The organism is Kitasatospora sp. NPDC001603 (assembly GCF_040298365.1).
In the GTDB taxonomy this organism is placed as follows: Bacteria; Actinomycetota; Actinomycetes; order Streptomycetales; family Streptomycetaceae; genus Kitasatospora.
In genome coordinates this window covers 108,132-130,736 of record NZ_JBEPAA010000015.1, presented here as the reverse complement: position 1 = coordinate 130,736, position 22,605 = coordinate 108,132, and the positions used below count along the sequence as shown (strand labels likewise).

Here is a 22,605-nt window from a genome sequence, read left to right as displayed (position 1 = left end):
GCCCCGGCCCCCCCGCCGCGCCCCCGGGGGGGGCCCCCCCCCCGCCCTGGGCGCGGGGGCCCCCCCCTCTCGTTCGTGCGGGTGGTGCGGCGGCGGGTCCGTGCGCCGTGCCCGTGCGGCGGGCGGCGCGTCGCGGGTGCCCGGCTGACGGCCCCGACCGCCGGCCGTCGGGGCCGTCAGCCGGTGAGCGCGGCCTTGACCGCGGCGGCGACGCGGCCGCCCTCGGCCAGGCCGTCCACCTTCGGCTTCACCAGCTTCATCACGGCGCCCATGCCCTGCGGGCCGGTCGCGCCGCTCTCCGCGACGGCGGCGGCCACGATCGCCGTCAGCTCCTCGTCGGACAGCTGCTTGGGCAGGTACCCCGCCAGCAACTCCCCCTCGGCCCGCTCCCGCGCGGCCTGCTCCGTCCGGTCGGCGGCGTCGAACGCCTCGGCCGCCTCCCGGCGCTTCTTCGCCTCGCGAGCCAGCACCTTCAGCACCTCGGCGTCCGAGAGCTCCCGCTTCTCCTTGCCGGCCACCTCCTCGCTGGTGATGGCGGAGAGCGTCAGCCGGATGGTGGCCGAGCGCAGCTCGTCCCGGTCCCGGATCGCGGCCGTGAGGTCCTGGTGCAACTGCTCCTTGAGCGTGGTCATGGCCCAGAGTCTCCCACCTGCGGCGATCGGCTGCCCGCCATTAACGCCGGAGCATCGGCGGCGGAGCGCGCACGGGCCGCGGTCGCGGGAGGCTCCTCGCACCGCCTGGTAACTCTTTATAGTGGTTACATGACTGACGAACGGGCGACCGGACTGGTGCTGCACACTCCCGGAGGTGCGCGCTACCTCTTCGACCCCGGCGCGCTCTGCCTGGAGCTCCTCACCACCGGCGGCCCCGGCGACTACGCCCGGTACGAGGTGCTGCACCGCCCCGAGGACCTCACCCGGTGGCTGGAGCTGTCCCGGCTGGAACTCCCCGAGGAGGGCGTCCGCGTCGACGTGGGGCAGCTCACCGCCACCCGGACCCTGCGGGACGCGCTCTGGCGCCTCGCGGCGGCCCGGGCACACGGCGAGGCGGGGGCCGGGGCGGACTACGCCGTACTCAACCGCGCCGCCGCCCGCCCGCCGCTCGTCCCGCAGATCGGCCCGGACGGCGCGGCCGCCGCCCCGCTGCCGGCCGACGGCGACCAGGTCCTCTCCGCCCTCGCCCGGGACGCCATCACCCTGCTCACCGGCCCCTACGCGGACCGGGTCCGGGAGTGCGGCGGCCACAACTGCCGCCTGATCTTCGTCGACACCTCACGGCCCGGCCGGCGGCGCTGGTGCTCGATGGAGCACTGCGGCAACCTGCACAAGGTCCGCGCCCTCCGGGCCCGCCGCGACGAGGCCGAGCGGACGGACCCCGCCACCGGGTCGGCCTGACCGGCCGGTGAACGTCCGGGGCGGCGGCACGGTCCGGCGCAGGCGGCGGCACGGGCATTCGGACCACAGCGGCGTGTCCTCGCCGGCCCACCGGACGTTCACCGGCTGATCCACCGTCTGAGAGCATGGAGCGATGCGACCGCTGTACTCCGTCCCCCTCGGAATCGCCGCCACCGGCGCCGCCTGCCTCGCCTACTCCGCCGGGTACGAGGTCCGTTCCTTCCGGCTCCGCCGGGTCGAGGTCCCCGTCCTGCCCAAGGGCGCCCGCCCCCTCCGGGTACTGCAGGTCTCGGACATCCACATGGTGAGCGGCCAGGGCAAGAAGCAGCACTGGCTGCAGAGCCTCGCCGGACTCCGGCCCGACCTGGTGGTCAACACCGGCGACAACCTCTCCGACCCGCTCGGCGTCCCCGCCACGCTCGACGCGCTCGGGCCACTGATGGACTTCCCCGGGGTCTACGTCTTCGGCTCGAACGACTACTACGGCCCGGCCCGCAAGAACCCGGCCCGCTACCTCCAGGCGATGCGCAGCGGCGCCCACGGGATGAACAACCCCGACGGCACCGCGCGGCGCGGCATCACCGGCGCCGTGCACAACCCGTGGGAGAAGCTGCGCGACGGCTTCGACGCGGCCGGCTGGCTCGACCTCACCAACACCCGCGGCCGGCTGAACATCGGCGGCCTCGACCTCGAGTTCACCGGCCTGGACGACCCGCACATCCGCCGCGACCGCTACAGCGAGGTCACCGGCGGCCCGTCCGCCGACGCCGACCTCTCGCTGGGCATCGTGCACGCGCCCTACCTGCGCGTCCTGGACGCCTTCACCGCCGACCGCTACCCGCTGATCCTGGCCGGCCACACCCACGGCGGCCAGCTCTGCGTCCCCTTCTACGGCGCCCTGGTCACCAACTGCGACATCGACTCCAAGCGGGTCAAGGGCCTCTCCACCCACCAGGCCGGCGGCCGCCGCGCCTTCCTCCACGTCTCGGCCGGCTGCGGCACCAACCGCTACACCCCCGTCCGCTTCGCCTGCCCGCCCGAGGCCACCCTCCTCACCCTCACCCCCTCCCGCTGACCTGCGGCGGAGCCCCCCGGGGAATCGGATTTCGTCTCTCGGCAAGCGTCCGGTAGAGTTCTACTCGTTGCGAAGGAGACGGAGCAACAAACCGCAGGACCGGGGTGTGGCGCAGCTTGGTAGCGCGCTTCGTTCGGGACGAAGAGGCCGTGGGTTCAAATCCCGCCACCCCGACCCAGTAACACCAGCTCAGGGCCGGTGACCCGTAAGGGTCACCGGCCCTGACTGCTTTTCCCGGGGGGCTCGGGAGAGGCCGCCGGCCGGGGCGGCTCCCGGCGGGCGGTGGCTGATCCGCCCTCAGGAGTGGTACCGGGGGCAGGACTCCCGTGACGTGCGCCACGGGCGGGGTGGCCGTCGAGTGGATCATCGCCCGGGGTACGGGGCCGGGTGGGCCCGTTCGTTCTCCGTGGCGGTGGTGATCTGCTCGACGGCGCCGGCCGCGCGGGTCAGTGGGTGGGGGCGTCGGGGTGGGGGACGACGGTGACGACGGTGGAGCAGGAGGTGGCGCCGTCGGGGCCCTGGTGGAGGGTCACGCCGATGCGGTCGCGGCCGGCCGGGTCGCGGGCCAGGCGGGCGGCCTCGACCAGGCAGGGCTCGTCGAGTTCGACGTAGCTGGTGAAGACGCACTCCATGGCGACCGCCAGGACGGGGGCCGGGGAGCAGAGGGCCTGGGCGGCCTGGCGGCAGGCGTCGAGGAGCAGGGCGCCGGGCGCGTGGTCGACGGGGTGGTCGAAGTACACCGGGTGGGAGGTGTCGACCCGCAGCTGCCAGCGCCGGGCGTGGTCGGTGGCGGAGAGGGCGACGTCCTGCGAGGTGGTGGCGTCGGGTCTCGCGGTGCGTATCGGGGGCCCGGGCGGCACGGCGCGTGCCATCGCCGTGGCGGCGTCGGCGTGGTCCCCGCGCAGCCGCCGGTAGATGGCCGGGGCCTGGACGGTGAAGCGGGTCTGGGCGGTGGCGAGCGGCTCGCCGGCCCGGCTCACCATGTAGGAGAGGGTGAGGGCGCAGACCCGGTTGCCGCGGCGGACCACGTCCTGGCAGACCACGTCCAGCTGGACCTCGTCGCCGTCCCGCTCGGCGGGGCGGTCGGCCAGGAGCAGCTCGGGGACCAGTGCGAAGCTGAACCGGTCCCAGACGAGGTGGTGCCCGAGCGGGACGTCGAAGGCGGCGTGGGAGAGCAGCGGGAAGCTCTGCCGGACCGTCTCGACCAGCAGCATCGGGTCGTAGAGGCCGCTGTCGGCGCGATCGCGGGGCCAGCGGGCGGTCACCCGGTAGGCGTCCGGACCGGTGGTCTCCCAGCCGGTCAGCAGCACTTCTTCGGCCGCGCGCTTGTGGACGAGTTCCTTGGGCACGGTGGTCGCAGCAGTCATGGTGCTGCCGTGGTCTGTGCGATACATGTGTGCACTCCCCCAGAATGGCCACTGGCGTGGTTGGTGGAGCCTCCGTTGTGTACGCCGGGCCCCGCTGCAAATAACGTAGAGGTCGTTCTTTTTGTTTGTCGAGGAGTTTGGAGTCACTGTGACGCGAGCGAAGCAGGACCGAGCCGTACGCACCCGCGGGACGATCCTGAGGGCCGCCGCACAGGTCTTCGACGAGTACGGTTTCAGCGGCTCAAGCGTCAACAAGATCATCACACAGGCGGGCACCACCCAAGGCGCAATGTACTTCCACTTCCGGTCGAAGGAGGAACTGGCCAAGGCGGTGATGGACGAGCAGGCCGCCGACCTGGAACTGCCGGACCGGCCGGCCGGTCTGCGTCAGCTCCTCGACCTCAACCTGTACCTGGCCGACGAGCTGCGGGAGAACGTGCTGCTGCGCGCGGGCGTCACGCTCGCCGTCGAGCAGGGCCAGCTCGGCCTGCGGGACGTCCGGCCGTACGAGATGTGGGCCGAGCAGTTCTGCGCCGAGCTGGAGGAGGCCCGCAAGGCCGGTGAGCTGCTGCCCGACGTCGACTCGGCGGAGTTCTCCCAGGTCCTGGTCGGGGCCTACACCGGCACCCAGGTCATGTCCCACCTGCGCAGCAACCGCGCCGACCTGCCGGAGCGGATCGCCCGGCTCTGGTGGTACCTGCTGCCCGGGATCGCGACCGCGCCGGTCGTGAAGACCCTGCGGGGCGTCCTCGCGGAGCGCGGGCACCGGGCGTGACGCGCATCCTGCTGACCGGCGCCGGCGGCTTCATCGGCTCCGCGGTGCTCGCCGCGCTGCGCGCCCGGCCCGAGACCGGCGTGATCCGGGCCGTCGCCCGCTCCGCCGTGCCGCCCGGGACGGTCCGGGTCGCGGCGGACCTCACCGACCCGGCGACCCTGCGCGGCGCGGCCGACGGCGCCGACGTCCTGGTCCACCTCGCCGCCGCCGTCTCCGGTGACGAGGACGCCTGCGCGGCGGTCAACGTGCTCGGCACCCGGGCGCTGCTCGCGGAGGCCGCCCGGGCGGGCGTGGGGCGGATCGTCCACCTCTCCACCACCGCCGTGTACGGCCCCGGCCCGCACCGGGGCATCGACGTGGACGGGGTGACGCCGGCGCCCGTCTCGGCGGCCAGCCGGACCAGGCTGACCGGGGAGCGCGCGGCGCTCGACGCCGGCGCGGTGGTGCTGCGCGCGCCGCTGGTGCTGGGTGCCGGGGACCGCTGGGTCGTGCCCTGCCTGGCCGAACTCACCCGGCGGGTGCCGGCCCGGTGGGACGGCGGCGCGGCCCTGCTCTCGCTGGTCGCGGTGGAGGACCTGGCCCGGCTCGTCGCCGGGCTGGCGCTCGGGCCGGAACGGCCACCGAGCGGGGTCCACCACGCCGGCCACCCCGAACCCGTCCGCAGCGGCGCCCTGTTGGACGCCCTGGCCGAGCACGGGGTACTGCCGCCGACCCCCGGCCAGGACTGGCCCTGGGAGCGCTGCCTGGCCGAACTGCGGCGGGTGCCCGGGGTGTTCAGCGAGCGGCAGTTCGCGCTGCTGGCCCAGGACCACTGGTACCGCAGCACGGAGATCTGGCGGTCGACCGGCACCGATCCCGGGCCGGGACCGCTGCACCGGCTCGCCGCGGCCGCGCCCTGGTACCGGGACCACCTCGCGCGGACGGACGCCACGGCCACCGAACGGAGTTCCGAGGGAGTTGCCAAAGCTGCAAGCGGATGACGGCCGAGCGGTGCGTATGCGGCCCGCTCCGCGTAGCGTCGGGACTCCGTCGGATCGGCTCGGACCGACGCAGGGGTCCCGGCCTTCCCGCCCGCCCCGCTCCGTCTGCTCGAAGGAGCCACTCCCGCTCATGCGGTTCGTCAGTCCCCCGCTCCAGGCCGTGGAGCCGGTGCCGACGCTCGGCCGGTGCGCCAGAGCAGCCCTCCCCGACGGCGGTGGGCGATGAAACAGGAACGCGCCCAGCACACCCGACGGGCCCTGCTGCGGGCCGCCGCGGGCGAGTTCGACCAGCACGGCTACGCGGGCACCTCGCTCTCCCGGGTCAGCCGGGCGGCCGGGGTCACGATGGGCGCGCTGACCTTCCACTTCCCCACCAAGGCCAGCCTGGCGGACGCCGTCCGCGCGGACGCCGTCGAGCTCACCCGGGCCGCCCTCGGGGGCCCGGCGGAGGACGGCAGAACGGCGGAGGACGGGGGCCCGGCGGAGGACGGGGCCACGGCGGGCGACAGGGCCCCGGCGGGTGACGGGAGAACGGACGGCGGGCCTCCGGCCCGCGACAGTCCCGGCGGGGCCGACAGCGCCCCGTCGGGCTGCGGCACCGGCGAGGTGGCGCGGCTGACCGACGTGCTCACCCGGCTGCTCCAGGACGAGCCCAGCGTCAGCGCGGCGGCCAGACTGGCCTGGGAGCAGCCCGGCTCGGCCGACAACTGGTACGCCAGCTGGATCCCCGTACTGCGAGGGCACCTGACGCGGCACCAGCCGGGCGTCCCCGGGCCGCGGGCCGACGGGTCGAACGGCCCCGGGCCGCAGGGCCCTGCGGCCCGGCACGACCTCGAAGCCCAAGGCCCCGCAGTCCAGGGCCCCGCAGTACAAGGCCCCGCAGCACAGCGCGCCCCCCACGGGCGCGGTCCCGGGGACCGGATGGCCCCGACGGCGGCGGCTGCCGATGCGCAGGACCTCGAAATCCTGGTGCACTGCCTCGTGGTGGGCTCGGAGGCCCTGCGGCGCGGCGTCGTGCCGGTGGGCGGGGCGACCGCCCCCACCGGGGACGAGCTCCGGCAGCGGCTCCGCAGGCTCTGGCACCGCACGCTGGCCGGTCCCTCGGCCTGACGCCGTCCCTCCGTACGCGCCCCGTGGCCGGGCTGGACTCCGGCGCGGTACCGGCGCGGTACCAGCGCGGTACCGGCGCAGGAGCGGCGCGGTACCGGCGCAGGAGCAGCGCACCCCCACGCTCCGCGCCCTGCGATGGCAGGTGTGCGCCGGGGCGCACACACCCCGGCATACGAACTTGTCAGAATCGTGCCAGCGCTCACCTCGACCCCCAAAACAAAGCGATCGTTCGCTATTCTTCCCGGGACGGCACTCACGGCACCTCACGATCCCGGGGAGCTCACATGGACGCGCAACACCTGCCGCCGGCCGGCGAAGCATCGGTCTCCCGGTTCGCCGAGCAGGTCTTCGCCCACCTGCCCCGGATAGACCAACGCCGCTGGGCCCACGCCTATCTACGCGGCCTGCTCGCCGCACCGGGCCGCAAGTCGTTGTCGAACATGGCCACCAGCCTGACCACGAGCCGGACCGCCGCGCTCTCGCTGCAGCAGTTCATCAACGGCAGCCCGTGGGACTGGCGGCCGGCCCGCCGCACCCTGGCCCGCCTCACCACCACCGGCCCGCGCCCGGTACGCGCCTGGACGGCCACCCTGGCGGTCATCCCCAAGCGGGGCGACCAGGCGGTCGGCGTCCACCGCCGCTTCGTCCCGGAGTTCGGCCGCACCATCAAGTGCCAGGCCGCGGCCGGGATGTTCATCGCCACCGACCGGCACGCCGTACCGGTCGACTGGTCGCTGCTGCTCGACGCCGACTGGACGGAGGACCGGGACCGCCGGGTCCGCGCCCGGATCCCGGACTCCGTCACCCCGCGCCCGGCCGACCGGACGGTGCTCGACATGGTCGACCGGCTGGCCGCCCACCTCCCCGTCGCCCCGCTGGTCGCGGACCTCACGGTGGTCGACGACCTGCCGCCGCTGATGTCGGCGCTCGCCCGCCGGGGCGTCCCGTACCTGCTGGAGGCCCGGCCGCACCAGGCCGTCCGCCCCGTCCTGCAGGCCACCACCGGGCGGTTCGGCCGGATCCAGCAGGACGCCGTGCCGGTCGAGTCGCTCCTCCCGCGCCAGCGGCCGCGCACGCCCGGCACCCCGCAGCCGACGCTGCGCTGCGTCCCGGTCCTGACGCCCGGCGTCCAGGGCGCGCCCGTCCACCGGCTCTGGGTGCAGGACGCCCGCGGCGGCAGGGACCGGCGGTACTGGCTGACCAACCTCAGCGAGGACGCCCCCGCCGTGCTCGCTCTGCTCGGCACCGCGGCGACCACCCGGGACGCCGTGGACCGGCTGGGCGCCGACTTCGGCCTGCTGGACTTCTCGGGCCGTTCCTACCTCGGCTGGCACCACCACATGACGATGGTCTCGGCCGCGTACGCGCTCGGCCACGACCGGCCGGACCTGACCGGGACGCCGGCTCGCGAGGTGTTCCGCACCTCCGCCTGACCCCCGCCCGACCGCCGCCCACCCGGGGCCGGCCGTCCGCCCGCGCGGCAGCGGGCCGGCCCCGGGAGCGCCGGCGCCCTACGCCACCAGCGCCGCGGCCTCCGCCTCCCGGGCCGCCGCGACCATGCCCGCCAGGGCGGCCCGGCTCGCCCCGAGGACCAGCAACTGCCGGTCCAGCGCCGCCAGCCGGTCTTCGAGCACCTCCAGCACGCACGAGTCCACCGTGTTCTCACCGCTCACACAGGGCAGCACATCACGGATGGCACTGGTCGAGAGCCCCGCGCCCAGCAGGGCCCGGATCCGGCGCACGACCACCGGCGCCTCGGCGCCGTACCGGCGGTGGCCGCCGTCGCGCCGGCTGCTCTCCAGCAGCCCCTGCTCCTCGTAGTACCGCAGCAGGCGGACGCTGACCCCGGTCTGCGCCGACAGTTCACCGATCCGCATGTGACCCTCCGAACGCGCGGCCGCGCATCGCCCACCGACGGTGATTGTAACGCCGAAGGGAACACCCGGCCGCGTGCGGAGCTGGCCACCGACTCCGCTGCAGCGCACATGATGTGACGAACCGTCGGACCCACGGGGGAGTTGGCGGCCGGACAGCGGGGAGGGCCGGGTGGCCGGGACGGGCACCGCTCTCCGTCCCGGTCGCCCGGCCCACCGTTCGCGCCTGCGCCGATCCGTCAGCCGAGGATCTGGAACACCGAATCCGCCTGCCCCGCGTGCGCGTTGCTCAGCGCGAAGGTCCGGCTGCTCGGGCGGAAGATCCCCGCCTGCTCCGCGTTGCCGAGCCGGGAGCGGCGGCGGCGACGAGTTGCCGGCACGTCGGCCGTCGCCGGTCCGCGGGCAGCCTCAGAGGAGGTCCGGGAGGTCGGTGCGGGCGGTGACGCCGAGCTTGGGGTAGGCCTTGTAGAGGTGGTGGCCGACCGTGCGCGGGCTGAGGAAGAGCTGGGCCGCGATGTCGCGGTTGGTGAGCCCCCGCGCCGCCAGCCGGACGATCTGCAGTTCCTGCGGGGTGAGGGTGGCCAGGGGTCCCACCGGGGCGTCGGCGGGGGCCGGGGCGCCGGCTCCGGTGGCGGTGAGTTCGGTGCGGGCGCGGTCGGCCCACGGGTGGGCGGCGAGCAGTTCGAAGGTCTCCAGGGCGGCGCGCAGGTGCGGGCGGGCGTCCGTGCGTCGGCGTTCGCGGCGCAGCCACTCGCCGTAGAGCAGCGCGGTGCGGGCCTGCTCGAAGGGGCGGTGGGTGCCGTCGTGGAGGTCGAGGGCCGCGCGGTAGGCGGACTCGGCGAGTTCGTCCGGCCCGAGCAGTGCCTGGCAGCGCAGCCGCAGCGCCTCGGCCCACGGCACGGCGGTGGCGCCGGCCCAGCGGGCGAAGCGCTCGTACGGTTCGGCGGCCCGCTCCGGGGTGCCCAGCCGGACGGCGGCCTCGACGAGGTCGGGGACGGCCCGGGTGGCGCCCACGTGGTGGCGGTAGGGGCCGGTGGTGAGCGCCTGGAGGCGCTCGGCGGCATCGGCGGCGCGGCCCCGGCCGAGGTCGAGCAGGGCGAGCGCCCACTGGGCCCAGGGCTCCCCGGGCGCGGGCGCGGGCTCGCCGCCGCCGGGGCCCGTCCCGGTGTTGGTATGGGTGAGCGCCGTCGCCGTCCGGGCGGTCGCGGTGAGCGCGGCGCACTCCTGCTCCGCGCCGCGCAGCGCGGCCAGGAAGCCGAGCAGGGCGCTGAGTTGGCTGACCCACTGGTGCTGGCCGGTGTCCCGGGCCAGGGCCAGGGCCTCGGTGGCGGTGACCTCGGCGTCGCGGTGCCGCCCGTGGAACAGCTCCGCCTCGGCGAGGAAGAACTGCAGCGTGGGCAGCACCCCGACGGTGCCCTTGGCCCGGGCCTCGGCGACGAGTTCGGCGCCGAGTTCCACCGTTTCGGCGTCCCGGCCGAGGACCAGCGTCACCCCGCAGAGCTGGACCAGGTCGCTCGGCGTCTCGGCGCCCGCCCGACGGGCCGCCGCCGCGGTGTCGCGGGCGGCCGGCAGCGGCGGGGCCGGGCGGCCCAGCGCGGGCAGGACGGCCGCCGACAGGTGACGGGCGAGCGGGGTGAGCGGATCCCCCTCGGCCAGCGGGAGCGCGGCGAGCCGGTCGAGCACGGCGACCACCGGCTCCTCGCCGGCGTACCAGGCCGCGTGGAAGGCCTGGAGCAGCATCCGGGCGGCGTGCGGCGCCTCGATGTCCGTGCCGGCCGCGTCCAGCAGCAGCCGGTAGGCCGTCGGGTAGGAGCCGCGCCAGAAGTGCGCGGTGGCCCGGACCTGGTCCAGCAGGGCGTGCGCGAAGACGCTGTCCGTCCGGGCTCCGGCCTGCTCGGCGAGCGCCTCGGCCTGTGCCAGCTTGCCCTCCTCGGTGGCGGCCTCGGCCGCCAGCACCAGGCGCCGGGTGGCGCCGTCGCGGTCGGGGGTGAGCCGGGCGGCGCGCTCGTACGCGGCGGCGGCGCCGCCGTGCGCGCCCCTGGTCTCCGCGCTGACGGCGGTGCGCTCCAGGGCGTCGGCGAGGTCGGCGTCGGGCGCGGTGGCGGCGAGGGCCAGGTGCCAGGTCCGGCGGTCGCCGTTCTCCAGGGCTCCGCCGATGGCCCGGTGAGCCGTCAGACGCTGTTGTATCGGGGCGCGTTGCAGGATCGCGGCGCGCAGTAGCGGGTGCCGGAACGCGAGGCGGCGGTCGGCGCCCAGGGCGACCAGGCCCGCCTCCTCGGCGGGGGCGAGGTGGTCGGCGCTCACACCGAGGGCGGCCGCGGCCGCCAGCACGACGTCGAGGTCGCCGTTCTCCTCGGCGGCGGCGACCAGCAGCAGGGTCTGGGTGGCCGGCGGCAGACCGGTGACCTGGCCGTGGAAGGCGATCTGCAGACGGCTGGTGAGCGCCAGCCCGCCGGAGGCCGCCCCCGCCCGGTCGGCGGCGGATCCCTCGACCGGGACGGGCAGCTCGGTGAGCGCCAGCGGGTTGCCCGCGGACTCGGCGAGCATCCTGCGGCGGACGTCGCCGGTCAGCGCCGACGCGGTGCGGGAGTCGAGCAGCAGGGCGGCGGCGGGCTCGGCGAGCCCGGCCAGCCGGAGTTCGGGCAGGCCGGTCGGCGGCAGACCGTCGCCGGAGGTGCCGGAGGCGCCCGCGTCCCGGGTGGCGAGCAGCAGGGCGACGCCCTCCGCCTGGAGCCTGCGGGCGGCGAGCAGCAGGGCGTCCAGCGAGGCCCGGTCCAGCCACTGCACATCGTCGACGACACACAACAGGGGTTGGTCGGAGGCGAGTTCGGCGAGCAGGCCGAGCGTCGCGAGACCGGTGAGCAGCCGGTCGCCGCCCGGCTGCGCCGGTGCGGCGGCGTCCCCCAGGCCGAACGCGCCCTCCAGGGAACGCCGTTGCGGACCAGGCAGGGCGGCGAGCCGGTCGAGCCCGGGGGCGAGCAGCAGACTGAGCCCGGCAAACGGGAGTTCGGCCTCGTACTCGACGCCGGTCGCCCGGATCACCCGGAACGCGCCGCCGCCCGCCGCCACCGCGTACTCCAGCAGCGCGGTCTTGCCGATCCCCGGCTCGCCGCGCAGCACCAGCACCCCGCTGCGGCCCGCCTTCGCGCCGTCGAGCAGCGCGTCGACGACGGCCTGCTCCTGTTCCCGCCCGTAGAGCATCCCCATCCTCCGACCCTACTGGCGTGGCCTACCTACGGCCCCGGCGGTGCGCCCGCTCCCCTACCTATCCGTGACGGATTCGCCGACCGGGCGTCGTCCGTACCTTCGTGAGCAGCGGGAACGACCCGCCGAACCACCCAGCAGGACACGGGAGAAGACGATGAACGACATTCAGGTGACCGACCTCCACCGGCTCGCCGAGCGCTACCTCGCCGCCTGGAACGAGACCGACCCGGCCGCCCGCCGCAAGCTGGTCGACGAGGCGTGGGCCGAGGACGGCAGCTACACCGACCCGCTGGCCGCCGTCACCGGCCGGGACGGCGTCGACGCCCTGATCGGCGCGGCCCAGGCGCAGTTCCCCGGCCTGGAGTTCACCCTCGGCCCGGTCGACGCGCACCACGACATCGCCCGCTTCACCTGGAACCTCGGACCGGCGGGCGGGGAGGCGCTGGTGGTCGGGTTCGACGTGCTGGTCGCCGGTCCGGACGGCCGGATCGCCTCGGTGTACGGCTTCCTGGACCGCGTCCCGGGCGCCTGAGCCGCCGGAGGAGGCAACGGGGGCGGGCGACGCACCCGCCCCCTCGCCCGGCCGACCCTCACCCGGCCGACCCCGTGCGCACCCACGCCCGATCCCCGCCCCGCTCCCGAAACCGCTCCCGAAACCGCTCCCGACTCCGCCGAGGAGAGCCCGCGATGAGCACCGCCCCGCCCACGCGTACCGACCTGCGTACGAGCACCGCCCCGCCCACCCGCACCGCCCTGCCCACGAGCCCGGTCACGGTCACGGCCGGGGCTGCGGCCGAGGCCGGGGCCGGGGAGCCCGCCACCCGGGGCCTGCTGCCGGTCGTCCTGACCGCCACCTTCATGACCGCCCTCGACGTCTTCGTGGTGAACGTCGCCGTCCCGTCCGTCCAGGCCGACCTGGGCGCCGGCCCGGCCGCCGTCCAGTGGGTGATCGCCGGTTTCGCCCTGGCGCTGGCCGCCGGGCTGATCACCGCCGGCCGGCTGGGCGACCGCTACGGGCGGCGCCGGGTGTTCGCCCTCGGCCTGGCCCTGTTCACGCTCGCCTCGGCCGGCTGCGGCCTGGCCCCGACCGCCGCCGCCCTGGTCGGCGCCCGGATCGCGCAGGGGCTGGCGGCGGCGCTGATGGGCCCGCAGGTGCTGGCCATTCTGCGCACCGCGTTCAGCGGTGCGGCGCAGGCCCGGGCGTTCGCGATGTACGGGCTGACGATGGGCGTGGGCGCGGTGTTCGGCCAGCTGATCGGCGGCGCGCTGATCCGCGCGGACCTCTTCGGCCTGGACTGGCGCAGCTGCTTCCTGCTCAACCTGCCGGTCGGCCTGGCCGCACTGGGCCTGGTCCGCCGCTGCCTGCCGGAGTCCCGCGCCCCGCACCGCCCCGGGCTGGACCCGGTGGGCGTCCTGCTCGTCACCGTCGCGCTGACCGGCCTGGTGCTGCCGCTGATCCAGGGCCGGGAGGCCGGCTGGCCGCTCTGGACCTGGCTCTGCCTGGGCGCCGCCCTCGCCCTGCTCGCCGGCTTCGCCGTCCACCAGCACCGGCACACCGGGACGCCGCTGGTCGACACCGGTCTCTTCCGGAGCCGGGCGTTCGCCGCCGGGCTGCTCGCCCAGCTCGCCTTCTGGCTCGGCCAGGCGTCGTTCTTCCTGGTGCTCGCCCTGCACCTGCAGCAGGGCCGCGGCCTGGACGCCCTCGGCTCCGGCCTGGTCTTCACTGCGATCGGCGCCGGCTACCTGCTCACCTCCACCACGGCGCACCGCGTCGCCGCCCGCCTCGGCCGCCAGGCGATCGCGCTCGGCGGGCTGCTGATGGCCGGCGGGCTGGGCCTGCTCGGCCTCGCCGTCCACGCCGGTGGGACGACCGGCGGCGTCTGGTGGCTGGCGCCGGGCCTGTTCGTGGACGGTCTCGGGATGGGGCTGGTGATCGCCCCGGTGACCAGCGTCGTGCTGGCCTCGGTCGAGCCCCGGCTGGTCGGGTCGGCCGCGGGCCTACTGGCCACCGTGCAGCAGGTCGCCGGGGCGCTCGGGATCGCGCTGATCGGGATCGTCCACTACGGCGCCGGCGACCCGGTCACCGCCCTGGAGCGCAGCGTCGCCGCGCTGGCGGTGCTGGAGTTGCTGCTGGTGGGCCTGGTGCAGCTGCTGCCCCGCCGGACGCCCTGAGGGGAGCGCGGCAGGGCGGGTGGACCGGTCCCGGTCCACCCGCCCGTTCCGTTCACTCCCCCCGATCGGGTTGGATGGGTGGATGAGCGAGGAGAAGAGCGCCGTACCGGCGTGGGAGCAGCGGTTCAGGGCAGCCAGGGTTTCCCTCCCGGACTGGGCGGAGGACGCCCCCGACCGGTCGCTGTACGTGTCCAACGCGACCGGTACCTACGAGGTGTACGCCTGGGACCGCGCCACCGACACCCACCGGCAGGTCACCGACCGGCCGAACGGCACCACCGACGCCGAGCTGTCGCCCGACGGCGCGTGGATCTGGTGGTTCGACGACAACGACGGCGACGAGTTCGGGATCTGGCGCCGCCAGCCGTTCGCCGGCCGCCCGGAGGACGGCGCCGGCTCTCCCGACGAGGAGGCCGTGCCCGGCCTGGCCGCCTCCTACTCCGCGGGCCTCGCCCTCGGCCGGGACGGCACGGTCGTGGTCGGCCGCTCCACCGACGAGCACGGCACCACCCTCCACCTGCGCCGCCCGGGCGCGACCGAGGCGGTGGAGATCTACCGCCACGAGGAGTACGGCGGCATCGGCGACCTCAGCTACGACAGCACCCTGCTCGCCATCGACCACACCGAGCACGGCGACGCGATGCACTCGGCGCTGCGGGTCGTCCGGCTCGCCGACGGCGCGACCGTCGCCGAGCTGGACGAGGTCACCGGGCACCCGGAGCCGCGCGGCATCGCCTGCCTCGGCTTCGCACCGGTCGACGGCGACACCCGGCTGCTGGTCGCCCACCAGCGCACCGGCCGCTGGGAGCCGATGATCTGGGACGTGGCCACGGGGGCCGAGACCGCGCTGGCGCTCCGCGACGAGCAGGGCCGCGAGCTGCCCGGCGACGTCTCCGCCCAGTGGCGCCCCGACGCCCGCGCGCTGCTGGTCGAGCACGAGTACGAGGCGCGCAGCGAGCTGTTCTCGTACGCCCTCGACACCGGGGTACTGACCCGGCTGGAGACCCCGCGCGGCACCGTCGGCGGCGCGACCGCCCGCCCGGACGGCACGGTGGAGTTCCTCTGGTCCTCCGCCGCCGAGCCGTCCGCCGTCCGGTCCACCGCCGGCACGGTCGTCCTGCGGGCGCCGGGCCCGGTGCCGCCGGGCTCGGTCCCGGTCGAGGACGTCTGGGTGGACGGCCCGGGCGGCCGGGTGCACGCGCTGGTCCAGCGCCCGGTCGGCGACGGCCCGTTCCCGACCGTCTTCGACGTCCACGGCGGACCGACCCACCACGACAGCGACTCCTTCGCCGCCGGCCCGGCCGCCTGGCTGGACCACGGCTTCGCGGTGGTCCGGGTCAACTACCGCGGCTCCACCGGCTACGGCCAGGCCTGGACGGACGCGCTGCACGAGCGGGTCGGCCTGATCGAGCTGGAGGACATCGCCGCCGTCCGCGCCTGGGCGGTCGCGAGCGGGCTCGCCGACCCGGAGCGGCTGGTGCTCACCGGCGGCTCGTGGGGCGGCTACCTCACCCTGCTCGGCCTCGGCGTGCAGCCGGAGAACTGGACCCTCGGCGTCGCCGCCGTCCCGGTCGCCGACTACCTGACGGCGTACGACGACGAGATGGAGGCGCTGAAGTCCCTGGACCGCACGCTCTTCGGCGGCACACCGACCGAGGTGCCCGAGCGCTGGACCGCCTCCTCTCCGCTGACCTACGTCGAGCGGGTCCGGGTGCCGGTCTACATCAGCGCCGGGGTGAACGACCCGCGCTGCCCGATCCGGCAGATCGAGAACTACGTGGAGCGGCTGGAGCAGCTGGGCCGGCCGCACGAGGTCTACCGGTACGACGCCGGGCACGGCTCGCTGGTGGTGGAGGAGCGGATCAAGCAGCTGCGGCTGGAGATCGACTTCGTCCGGCGGCACCTGGGCGCGGGGAGCGCCGGGGCGGGTCAGGGCGAGCCGAGCGACGGGGGCAAGGGGTGAGACGTCGGCTGACGCTCATGGGGGTGGGGGTGGCCGGGGCGCTCGCGCTCACCGGCTGCTCGGGTCAGGACGGCAGCGACGCGGCCTGCCCGCCGCCGCTGTCGCCGTCCAGTCGGCCGACGGCGACGGCGACGGCCACCGCGACGACGGCCGCGGCCGGGGCGGCGGGGGGCCCGGCCGTCCGGGCGGTCTTCCGCGCGGCCGACGTCGCGGTGGGCGTGTCGGGTGCGTCGGGCGTGTCAGGTGCGTCAGGTGCGGACGTCACGGCCGTCACGGACGTCACGCGGGCCGACGCCGGTGACGGGGCGGTCGTGCTCGCCTCGTCCAAGTCGTCCGGGTCGAAGTCGTCCGGGTCCAAGGGGTCGAAGAGCTCCAAGAGCGGGCGCAGCACCCGCCACCACACCGACCACTACGACTCGGACGACGACAGCGGGAGCGGCGGCAGCCGGTGCGGCAACCCGCCGCCGACGGTCTCGCCGTCCTCGACCCCGTCCGGCACGCCCTGGTCCCCGCCCGCGGCGACCCCGCACCCGACGCCGGCCGTGCCGACGGCGCCCGTTCTGCCGTCCAAACCGGCCGTCCCCCCGGCGAAGCCCTCACGCTGAGCCCGGCGTCCGGAGGGCTGAGCCCCGCGTCCAGCGAGCCGGGTCCGGAGGGCTGAGCCCGGCGTCCGGAGCGCCGAGCCCGCCCCGGGCGGCCGCTCGCACCCCGGCCGGGGCTACTCCAGGACCGGGTCCAGCCCGAGGGCCCGGTCCTGCTCGGCCTCCGCCTCGCGTCGCACCAGGCGGAACCACATGAAGACGACGAAGCCGCCGAAGACGAACCACTCCAGGGTGTACCCGAGGTTCTGGAACGCCCGCAGGCTGAGGCCGTCGCCGCCCTGCGGCTGCACGGTCGGCACCGGGGTCAGCCCCGCCGGCACGGTGTCCGAGGACACCCAGCCGTCGTACCAGCCGTCGTAGGAGAGCTTGTTGACGAGCGAGGCCTTGTTGATCGTGCCGAGCTGTCCGGCCGGGAGCCCGCCGGGCACGGCGCCGCCGCTGCCGCTGCTCTCGCCGGCCTGCAACCGCCCGGCCACCGTGACCTCGCCGGCCGGCGGCAGCGCCGTGGCGGCCGCGCCCTCGGCGGGCGTGCCCGGCGCCCAGCCGCGAACCACCGCGACGATCCGGCCGTCGTCGGTGCGCAGCGGGGTGAGCACGTAGTAGCCCTGCTTGCCGTCCAGCACCCGGTTGGGTACGAGCAGCTGGTGTTCCTGGTCGAAGGTCCCGGACACCGTCACGGCCCGGCCGACGGTGTCGGTGGTGACCTGCGGCCGGTCGGGGCCGAGCAGTTCGCCGAGCGGCGCGGCCGTGCCGGCGTCGTCCGCCGCCTTGCTGATCTCCTGGTGCGAGGAGACCTTGTCCTCGAACCGGCCGAGCTGCCAGGAGCCGAGCCAGACGCACACCGCCACGGCCGCGACGGCCAGCGCGGTGCCGCTCAGCCAGCGCGGAGTGAGGAGGAACCGGTACACACCCCCCACGGTAACCAGTCCTCACACCCCGCCCGACCACAGGGGCCCCCGCCACGCCCGCCCGGACCGGGGCCGGGCACCGCGGCCGCGGCCCGCACGAGCGGGCCGGCAACCAGCGGCGGGGTCAGTCGGAGGACGGCGAGGTGGACGGCGCCGCGGCCCCGGTCGGGGTGGGCACCGCGACGGCCTGCGGCGCCGTGCGGTAGACCGTGCCCGAGCAGGCGCCCGGCAGGACGACGGAGGCGGCGCTCGGGCTGCCCGGCGCCGGGGTGTGCGCGAGGGTGACGCCGGCCGGCGGCGCGGTGGTGCCGGAGGTCGGGGTGGCCGAGGGGCTCGGCGCCGTGGTCGGGCGCGCCGTCGGGGTGGTGGACGCCGGCGGCGCCCCGGTCGGTGCCGCCGAGGCTCCGATCGCCGGGGCGACGGCGCCCGTGCCGGAGCCCGCGGCCGAGCCGCCCGGTCCGCCGGACCGCAGCGCCTGGGCGCCGCCCGAACCGGAGCTGCCCGGGCCGCTCTGGCCGGCCGTCGCACTGGGCGAGGCGCCGCCCGCGGTCCGGCAGCCGCCGCCGTCCGGCACCCAGCCGAAGTCCACCCGGTAGGCGGCCTGCGGTGCCAGGAGCAGCCCGGGGCCGTCCCCGCCGCCCGGTCGCGGGGCGGGCAGGTCGGTGGCCGGATCGTCCGCCGTGTGGTCGGTCACCCGGATCCGGGACTGGTCCGTCCCGGTGGCCCCGGTCACCGCGACCGAGCCCGGCCCGCCGAGCCGGCAGGTGTGCGCGGAGGTGTTGACCACCGTGAAGTACCCGTAGACCCGCCCGTCGCCGTCGGCCGCGCCGACCCTGGCCGTCCCCTGCCCGAGGTCGCCCCGGAGGCAGAGCGGTACGGGCACGTCGTCGCCCCCGCCGGTGCTGGAGGCGCTGGGCCGGGCGGACGCGCCCGCCCCGGCGTCGGCGCTGCTGGCTCCCGGGCGCGGCGTGGTGCTCGCCGAGCCGGACGGGCTGCCGGCGCCCGGCGAACCACTGACCTCGGGGTGCGGCAGCGCGTTCGCGCCTGCGGCGTCGTTGCCGGCCGTACCGCCCTCGACGGTGGCCGAGGGCGTCGCGCCGGACGCGCCGGGGCTGCCGGGGCCGCCGGAGAGTCCGAGGTGGTCGTCGTCGTGCAGGGCCGGCAGGCCGACCGCCACCGCGACCGCCAGTGCGGCGGCCGCCGTCCAGGCGCCGCGCCGGGCGGCCCGCCGCCGGGGTACCGCGCGGCGGATCCGGTGCAGTCCGGCGGGGTCGGGCTGCACCTCGGCCACGGCGCGCTGCAGCAGCACGCGGACCAGCAGCTCGTCGGTGTCGAGCCCGTCGGTGGGCGGCCCGTCGGGCTTCGGGGCGAGCGCGTCGGGGCCCAGCGCCTTCGGACCGGGTGCGTCAGGAACGGGTGCGTCAGGACCGGGAGCCTTCGGGCCGAGCGCCTTCGGCCCGCGCACGTCAGGGCCGTCCGCTCTCGGGCTCTGCGCGATCGGGCCGTTCCCGTCCGGGCCACCGCCCGTACCGATCCGGTCGTCAGCCATGCCCGGCCTCCAGCTGGACCCGCAGCGCGGCGATCCCTCGCGAGCCGTAGGCCTTCACCGAGCCGAGCGAGATGCCCAAAGTATCCGCGACCTGTGCCTCCGTCATGTCCACGAAGTAACGGAGCACCAGAACCTCCCGCTGACGACGTTGCAGACCACGCAGCGCGGCCTTCAACTGGTCGCGCTCCAGCGCATCGTAGGCTCCTTCTTCTGCACTGGCCATGTCAGGCATCGGCTTCGGCAGCAGCCGCAGGCCGAGGATCCGCCGTCGCAGCGTGGAGCGGGACAGGTTGACCACGGTCTGCCGCAGGTAGGCGAGCGTCTTCTCCGGCTCGCGCACCCGGCGGCGTGCCGAATGCACCCGGATGAACGCCTCCTGGACCACATCCTCACAGGTCGAGAGGTCGTCGAGGAGCAGCGCCGCCAGCCGCAACAGGGAGCGGTAGTGGGCCTGGTACGTCTCGGTGAGCAGGTCCTCGCTGGTACCCGCGCCGGTACCGGCGCCGGAGCCCGCCGTGCCGGGTGCGACCGCCGTCATCTGGCTGTCTTCCGGCCTATCCGCAGGCCGCTGGGCACGCGGCGAGAACGTCACCACGGCCGCTGCCGAGATGCCCGCCCCTGCCCCCACCATCACGTTCGCCACGCCCGTTGGACACTCGATCCCCTGTCATGGTTGCCCCAGCCCACGGAACATTCTCGCGTACGGGCGGCGGCCCGCTCCAGGGGATTCCGGCGGATTGGGCAAGTGACCTCCGAAGGACCGCAGAAGGCGCACGGAATCTCACGACGTCTCACGGTTCTCGCCGCTTTCGGAGCCCGTCCGGCCCCGACCCGGTCCCGCTCCGATCCCGCCCCGATCCCGTCCCGGTCGTCGCTGGAGCCTTACGGAGGGGCACGGTCCCTTCCCGTCCCCGGCCCCCTACCGGTCTCACGGTCGGTTCCGTTCCGACGGTTCATCCGGCCCCCGCGTCGTCCGGCGTCACCCGCGTCCGCCCGGCCGTCCGGGGCCACGCGGCCCCGCCCCGGCCCACGGCGCGTCAGACGAGGAGTTCGCCCGCCACCAGCTCGGCGATCTGCAGGGCGTTGAGCGCCGCGCCCTTGCGCAGGTTGTCTCCGCAGAGGAACAGGTCCAGCGCCGCCGGGTCGTCCAGCGCCCGCCGCACCCGCCCGACCCAGACCGGATCGGTGCCGACCACGTCGTTCGGGGTGGGGAACTCCCCGGCCGCCGGGTCGTCGTACAGCACCACGCCGGGGGCGTCACGGAGGATCTGCTGGGCGTGCTCCTGGGTGACCTCGCGCTCGAAGACCGCGTGCACGGCCAGCGCGTGGGTGCGCACCACCGGGATGCGGACGCACGTCGCGGAGACCCGCAGGGCCGGCAGGCCGAGGATCTTGCGCGACTCGTCGCGGAGCTTCAACTCCTCGGACGACCAGCCGCCGTCCATCAGCGCGCCCGCCCAGGGCACCGCGTTGAGCGCCAGCGGGGCGGCGAACGGGCCGTGGTCGGCGATCACGGCACGCAGGTCGCCGGTCTGCTCGCCGACCTCGGTGCCCGCCACCAGCGCGACCTGGGCGCGCAGCGCGTCCACCCCGGAGCGGCCCTCGCCGGAGGCCGCCTGATAGGAGGCGACCACCAGTTCGCTGAGCCCGTACTCGGCGTGCAGCGCGCCGATCGCGGCGATCATCGCCAGGGTGGAGCAGTTGGGACCGGCCACGATGCCGCGCGGCCGCATCCGGGCCGCCGCCGCGTTGACCTCGGGGACGACCAGCGGGACGTCCCCGTCCATCCGGAACGCGCCGGAGTTGTCGACCACCACGACGCCCTTGGCGGCGGCGATCGGTGCCCACCGGGCGGAGACCTCGTCGGGCACGTCGAACAGCGCGACGTCGATCCCCTCGAAGGCCTCCTCGGTGAGCGGGAGCACCTCGACGGACTCCCCGCGCACGGTCAGCTTGCGGCCGGCCGAGCGCGGGGAGGCGACGAGGCGCACCTCGCCCCAGATGTCCTGACGGAGGGAGAGCAGGCCGAGCAGCACCTCGCCGACCGCGCCGGTGGCGCCGACGACGGCGAGGTTCGGCCGGCGGGTCATCGCCCGGTGCCCCCGTAGACGACCGCCTCGTCCGACTCGCTGTCCAGCCCGAAGGCGCTGTGGACGGCGCGCACGGCCTCGTTGACGTCGTCGGCCCGGGTGACGACCGAGATGCGGATCTCCGAGGTGGAGATCAGCTCGATGTTGACGCCGGCCTCGGAGAGCGCCTCGAAGAAGGTCGCGGTGACCCCCGGGTTGGAGCGCATGCCGGCGCCGACCAGGGAGATCTTGCCGATCGCGTCGTCGTAGCGCAGCGACTCGTAGCCGATGCCCTCCTTGACCCGGCCGAGCGCGTCGATGGCCTTCTGGCCCTCGGTCTTCGGCAGCGTGAAGGAGATGTCGGTCAGCCCGGTCGCGGCGGCCGAGACGTTCTGCACCACCATGTCGATGTTGACCTCGGCGTCGGCGATGGCGCGGAAGATGCGCGCCGCCTCGCCCGGCTTGTCCGGCACGCCGACGACCGTGACCTTGGCCTCGGAAGTGTCGTGGGCGACTCCGGAGATGATGGCCTGCTCCATCTCGCCCCCTTCGGGCTGGTTCGGGTTGTCGTTGCTGACGATCGTCCCGGGAAGACCCGAGAAGGACGAGCGTACGTGAATCGGGATGTTGTAGCGCCGCGCGTACTCCACGCAGCGGTCGAGCAGCACCTTGGAGCCGGACGAGGCCAGCTCCAGCATGTCCTCGTAGGCGATCCAGTCGATCTTGCGGGCCTTCTTCACCACGCGCGGGTCGGCGGTGAACACGCCGTCCACGTCGGTGTAGATCTCGCAGACCTCGGCCCGGAGGGCCGCGGCGAGGGCGACGGCGGTGGTGTCCGAGCCGCCGCGACCGAGCGTGGTGATGTCCTTGCCGGTCTGCGAGACGCCCTGGAATCCGGCCACGATCGCGATGTTGCCCTCGTCCAGGGCGGTGCGGATGCGGCCCGGCGTCACGTCGATGATGCGCGCCTTGTTGTGGACGGAGTCGGTGATGACACCGGCCTGGCTGCCCGTGAAGGACTGGGCCTCGTGACCCAGGGATTTGATCGCCATGGCCAGCAGCGCCATGGAGATGCGCTCTCCAGCGGTCAGCAGCATGTCGAACTCACGGCCGGCAGGGAGGGGTGACACCTGCTCCGCGAGTTCGATGAGCTCGTCCGTCGTGTCGCCCATCGCGGACACCACGACGACGACCTCATGGCCGGCCTTCTTGGCGTCAACGATTCGACGGGCCACGCGCTTGATGCCCTCGGCATCCGCAACGGATGAGCCGCCGTACTTCTGCACGACAAGGCCCACGTGCGCTCCTCGACTTGTGTCGTTTCCGGGGGCTCTGGGCCCCCGCACCCCCGGGTGGCGGGGGTTGTGCGGTCCGCGCCAGTCTACCGAGCGGGGGTGCCGCGACTGCCGCTTTCCATATGATGAGACGCCCGTTTCAGCAGGTGGGCGGCGGTTCGGAGGTGGCGACCGGCAGGTCTGCGGGCTTTCCGGTGCGGCCCCGGAGAATCGGCGGACGAACGGACGGCGGCCCCGGGGTTTTCCCTTCCACCGGAATCCCTGA

At 75.4% G+C, this 22,605-nt stretch carries 21 protein-coding genes and 1 tRNA gene; 10 read left to right on the top strand and 12 right to left on the bottom strand.

Annotated features, from left to right (window positions below; all coding sequences use genetic code 11):
• Positions 1-176: 176 nt before the first annotated feature.
• Positions 177-632 (bottom strand): GatB/YqeY domain-containing protein, encoded by a 456-nt coding sequence (locus ABT263_RS13085; RefSeq protein ID WP_329488535.1) that lies wholly within the window; start codon positions 630-632, stop codon positions 177-179.
• A gap of 129 nt (positions 633-761) precedes the next feature.
• Between ABT263_RS13085 and ABT263_RS13080 the strand changes: the two genes are divergently transcribed.
• The 3 genes from ABT263_RS13080 (at position 762) to ABT263_RS13070 (ending at position 2,643) form a co-directional block, all read left to right on the top strand.
• Positions 762-1,394 (top strand): CGNR zinc finger domain-containing protein, encoded by a 633-nt coding sequence (locus ABT263_RS13080; RefSeq protein WP_352290574.1) that lies wholly within the window; start codon positions 762-764, stop codon positions 1,392-1,394.
• 133 nt (positions 1,395-1,527) lie between these two features.
• On the top strand, positions 1,528-2,469 hold the full coding sequence (locus ABT263_RS13075) for a metallophosphoesterase (protein ID WP_352290572.1): 942 nt from the start codon (positions 1,528-1,530) through the stop codon (positions 2,467-2,469).
• A 100-nt stretch (positions 2,470-2,569) separates the two neighbouring features.
• A tRNA-Pro gene (locus ABT263_RS13070) sits at positions 2,570-2,643 on the top strand.
• Positions 2,644-2,915: 272 nt separating this feature from the next.
• Here ABT263_RS13070 and ABT263_RS13065 read toward each other — a convergent pair.
• A complete protein-coding gene (locus ABT263_RS13065) occupies positions 2,916-3,863 on the bottom strand; it encodes a ScbA/BarX family gamma-butyrolactone biosynthesis protein (protein WP_352290570.1) in 948 nt (315 codons plus the stop codon).
• Between the two features lie 121 nt (positions 3,864-3,984).
• On the opposite strand from ABT263_RS13065, the gene ABT263_RS13060 reads away from it, so the two are divergent.
• The 4 genes from ABT263_RS13060 to ABT263_RS13045 all read left to right on the top strand — a co-directional run bounded on the left by ABT263_RS13060 (position 3,985) and on the right by ABT263_RS13045 (position 8,134).
• Positions 3,985-4,611, top strand: a complete 627-nt coding sequence (locus tag ABT263_RS13060) for a ScbR family autoregulator-binding transcription factor (protein WP_329488588.1) — start codon at positions 3,985-3,987, stop codon at positions 4,609-4,611.
• A complete protein-coding gene (locus tag ABT263_RS13055; RefSeq protein ID WP_352290568.1) occupies positions 4,608-5,591 on the top strand; it encodes an NAD-dependent epimerase/dehydratase family protein in 984 nt (327 codons plus the stop codon). The genes ABT263_RS13060 and ABT263_RS13055 overlap by 4 nt, the downstream gene beginning before the upstream one ends.
• Positions 5,592-5,813: 222 nt before the next feature.
• Positions 5,814-6,701 carry a TetR family transcriptional regulator gene (locus ABT263_RS38895; RefSeq protein ID WP_502885795.1) on the top strand — a complete coding sequence of 296 codons (888 nt, stop codon included), beginning with the start codon at positions 5,814-5,816 and terminating at the stop codon, positions 6,699-6,701.
• Between the two features lie 284 nt (positions 6,702-6,985).
• On the top strand, positions 6,986-8,134 hold the full coding sequence (locus ABT263_RS13045) for an IS701 family transposase (protein WP_352290566.1): 1,149 nt from the start codon (positions 6,986-6,988) through the stop codon (positions 8,132-8,134).
• Between the two features lie 78 nt (positions 8,135-8,212).
• On the opposite strand, the gene ABT263_RS13040 is transcribed toward ABT263_RS13045, so the two are convergent.
• The 3 genes from ABT263_RS13040 to ABT263_RS13030 form a co-directional block, all read right to left on the bottom strand.
• On the bottom strand, positions 8,213-8,578 hold the full coding sequence (locus ABT263_RS13040) for a MerR family transcriptional regulator (RefSeq protein ID WP_352290564.1): 366 nt from the start codon (positions 8,576-8,578) through the stop codon (positions 8,213-8,215).
• A 236-nt stretch (positions 8,579-8,814) separates the two neighbouring features.
• A complete protein-coding gene (locus ABT263_RS13035; RefSeq protein ID WP_352290562.1) occupies positions 8,815-8,955 on the bottom strand; it encodes a hypothetical protein in 141 nt (46 codons plus the stop codon).
• Between the two features lie 28 nt (positions 8,956-8,983).
• A complete protein-coding gene (locus ABT263_RS13030; protein WP_352290560.1) occupies positions 8,984-11,782 on the bottom strand; it encodes a helix-turn-helix transcriptional regulator in 2,799 nt (932 codons plus the stop codon).
• A gap of 154 nt (positions 11,783-11,936) precedes the next feature.
• Between ABT263_RS13030 and ABT263_RS13025 the strand changes: the two genes are divergently transcribed.
• The 3 genes from ABT263_RS13025 to ABT263_RS13015 all read left to right on the top strand — a co-directional run bounded on the left by ABT263_RS13025 (position 11,937) and on the right by ABT263_RS13015 (position 15,917).
• A complete protein-coding gene (locus ABT263_RS13025; RefSeq protein WP_352290558.1) occupies positions 11,937-12,314 on the top strand; it encodes a nuclear transport factor 2 family protein in 378 nt (125 codons plus the stop codon).
• A gap of 155 nt (positions 12,315-12,469) precedes the next feature.
• Positions 12,470-13,954: an MFS transporter gene (locus tag ABT263_RS13020; RefSeq protein ID WP_352290556.1), complete on the top strand. Its 1,485-nt coding sequence runs from the start codon at positions 12,470-12,472 to the stop codon at positions 13,952-13,954.
• A gap of 82 nt (positions 13,955-14,036) precedes the next feature.
• Positions 14,037-15,917 (top strand): S9 family peptidase, encoded by a 1,881-nt coding sequence (locus ABT263_RS13015; protein ID WP_352290554.1) that lies wholly within the window; start codon positions 14,037-14,039, stop codon positions 15,915-15,917.
• 64 nt (positions 15,918-15,981) lie between these two features.
• Here ABT263_RS13015 and ABT263_RS13010 read toward each other — a convergent pair whose 3' ends face one another.
• The 7 genes from ABT263_RS13010 to ABT263_RS12980 form a co-directional block, all read right to left on the bottom strand.
• Positions 15,982-16,308, bottom strand: a complete 327-nt coding sequence (locus ABT263_RS13010) for a hypothetical protein (protein ID WP_352290552.1) — start codon at positions 16,306-16,308, stop codon at positions 15,982-15,984.
• A gap of 18 nt (positions 16,309-16,326) precedes the next feature.
• On the bottom strand, positions 16,327-16,488 hold the full coding sequence (locus ABT263_RS13005) for a hypothetical protein (protein WP_352290550.1): 162 nt from the start codon (positions 16,486-16,488) through the stop codon (positions 16,327-16,329).
• Between the two features lie 147 nt (positions 16,489-16,635).
• Positions 16,636-17,427 carry an SURF1 family protein gene (locus tag ABT263_RS13000; protein WP_352290548.1) on the bottom strand — a complete coding sequence of 264 codons (792 nt, stop codon included), beginning with the start codon at positions 17,425-17,427 and terminating at the stop codon, positions 16,636-16,638.
• Between the two features lie 124 nt (positions 17,428-17,551).
• A complete protein-coding gene (locus tag ABT263_RS12995; RefSeq protein ID WP_352290546.1) occupies positions 17,552-18,976 on the bottom strand; it encodes a hypothetical protein in 1,425 nt (474 codons plus the stop codon).
• Positions 18,969-19,514, bottom strand: coding sequence for a SigE family RNA polymerase sigma factor (locus tag ABT263_RS12990; RefSeq protein WP_352290582.1), 546 nt, complete (start codon positions 19,512-19,514; stop codon positions 18,969-18,971). Before ABT263_RS12990 ends, ABT263_RS12995 begins: the two co-directional genes overlap by 8 nt.
• Before the next feature lie 499 nt (positions 19,515-20,013).
• On the bottom strand, positions 20,014-21,066 hold the full coding sequence (locus ABT263_RS12985; RefSeq protein WP_352290544.1) for an aspartate-semialdehyde dehydrogenase: 1,053 nt from the start codon (positions 21,064-21,066) through the stop codon (positions 20,014-20,016).
• Positions 21,063-22,343, bottom strand: coding sequence for an aspartate kinase (locus tag ABT263_RS12980; RefSeq protein WP_329488605.1), 1,281 nt, complete (start codon positions 22,341-22,343; stop codon positions 21,063-21,065). The genes ABT263_RS12985 and ABT263_RS12980 overlap by 4 nt, the downstream gene beginning before the upstream one ends.
• Positions 22,344-22,605 lie beyond the last annotated feature (262 nt).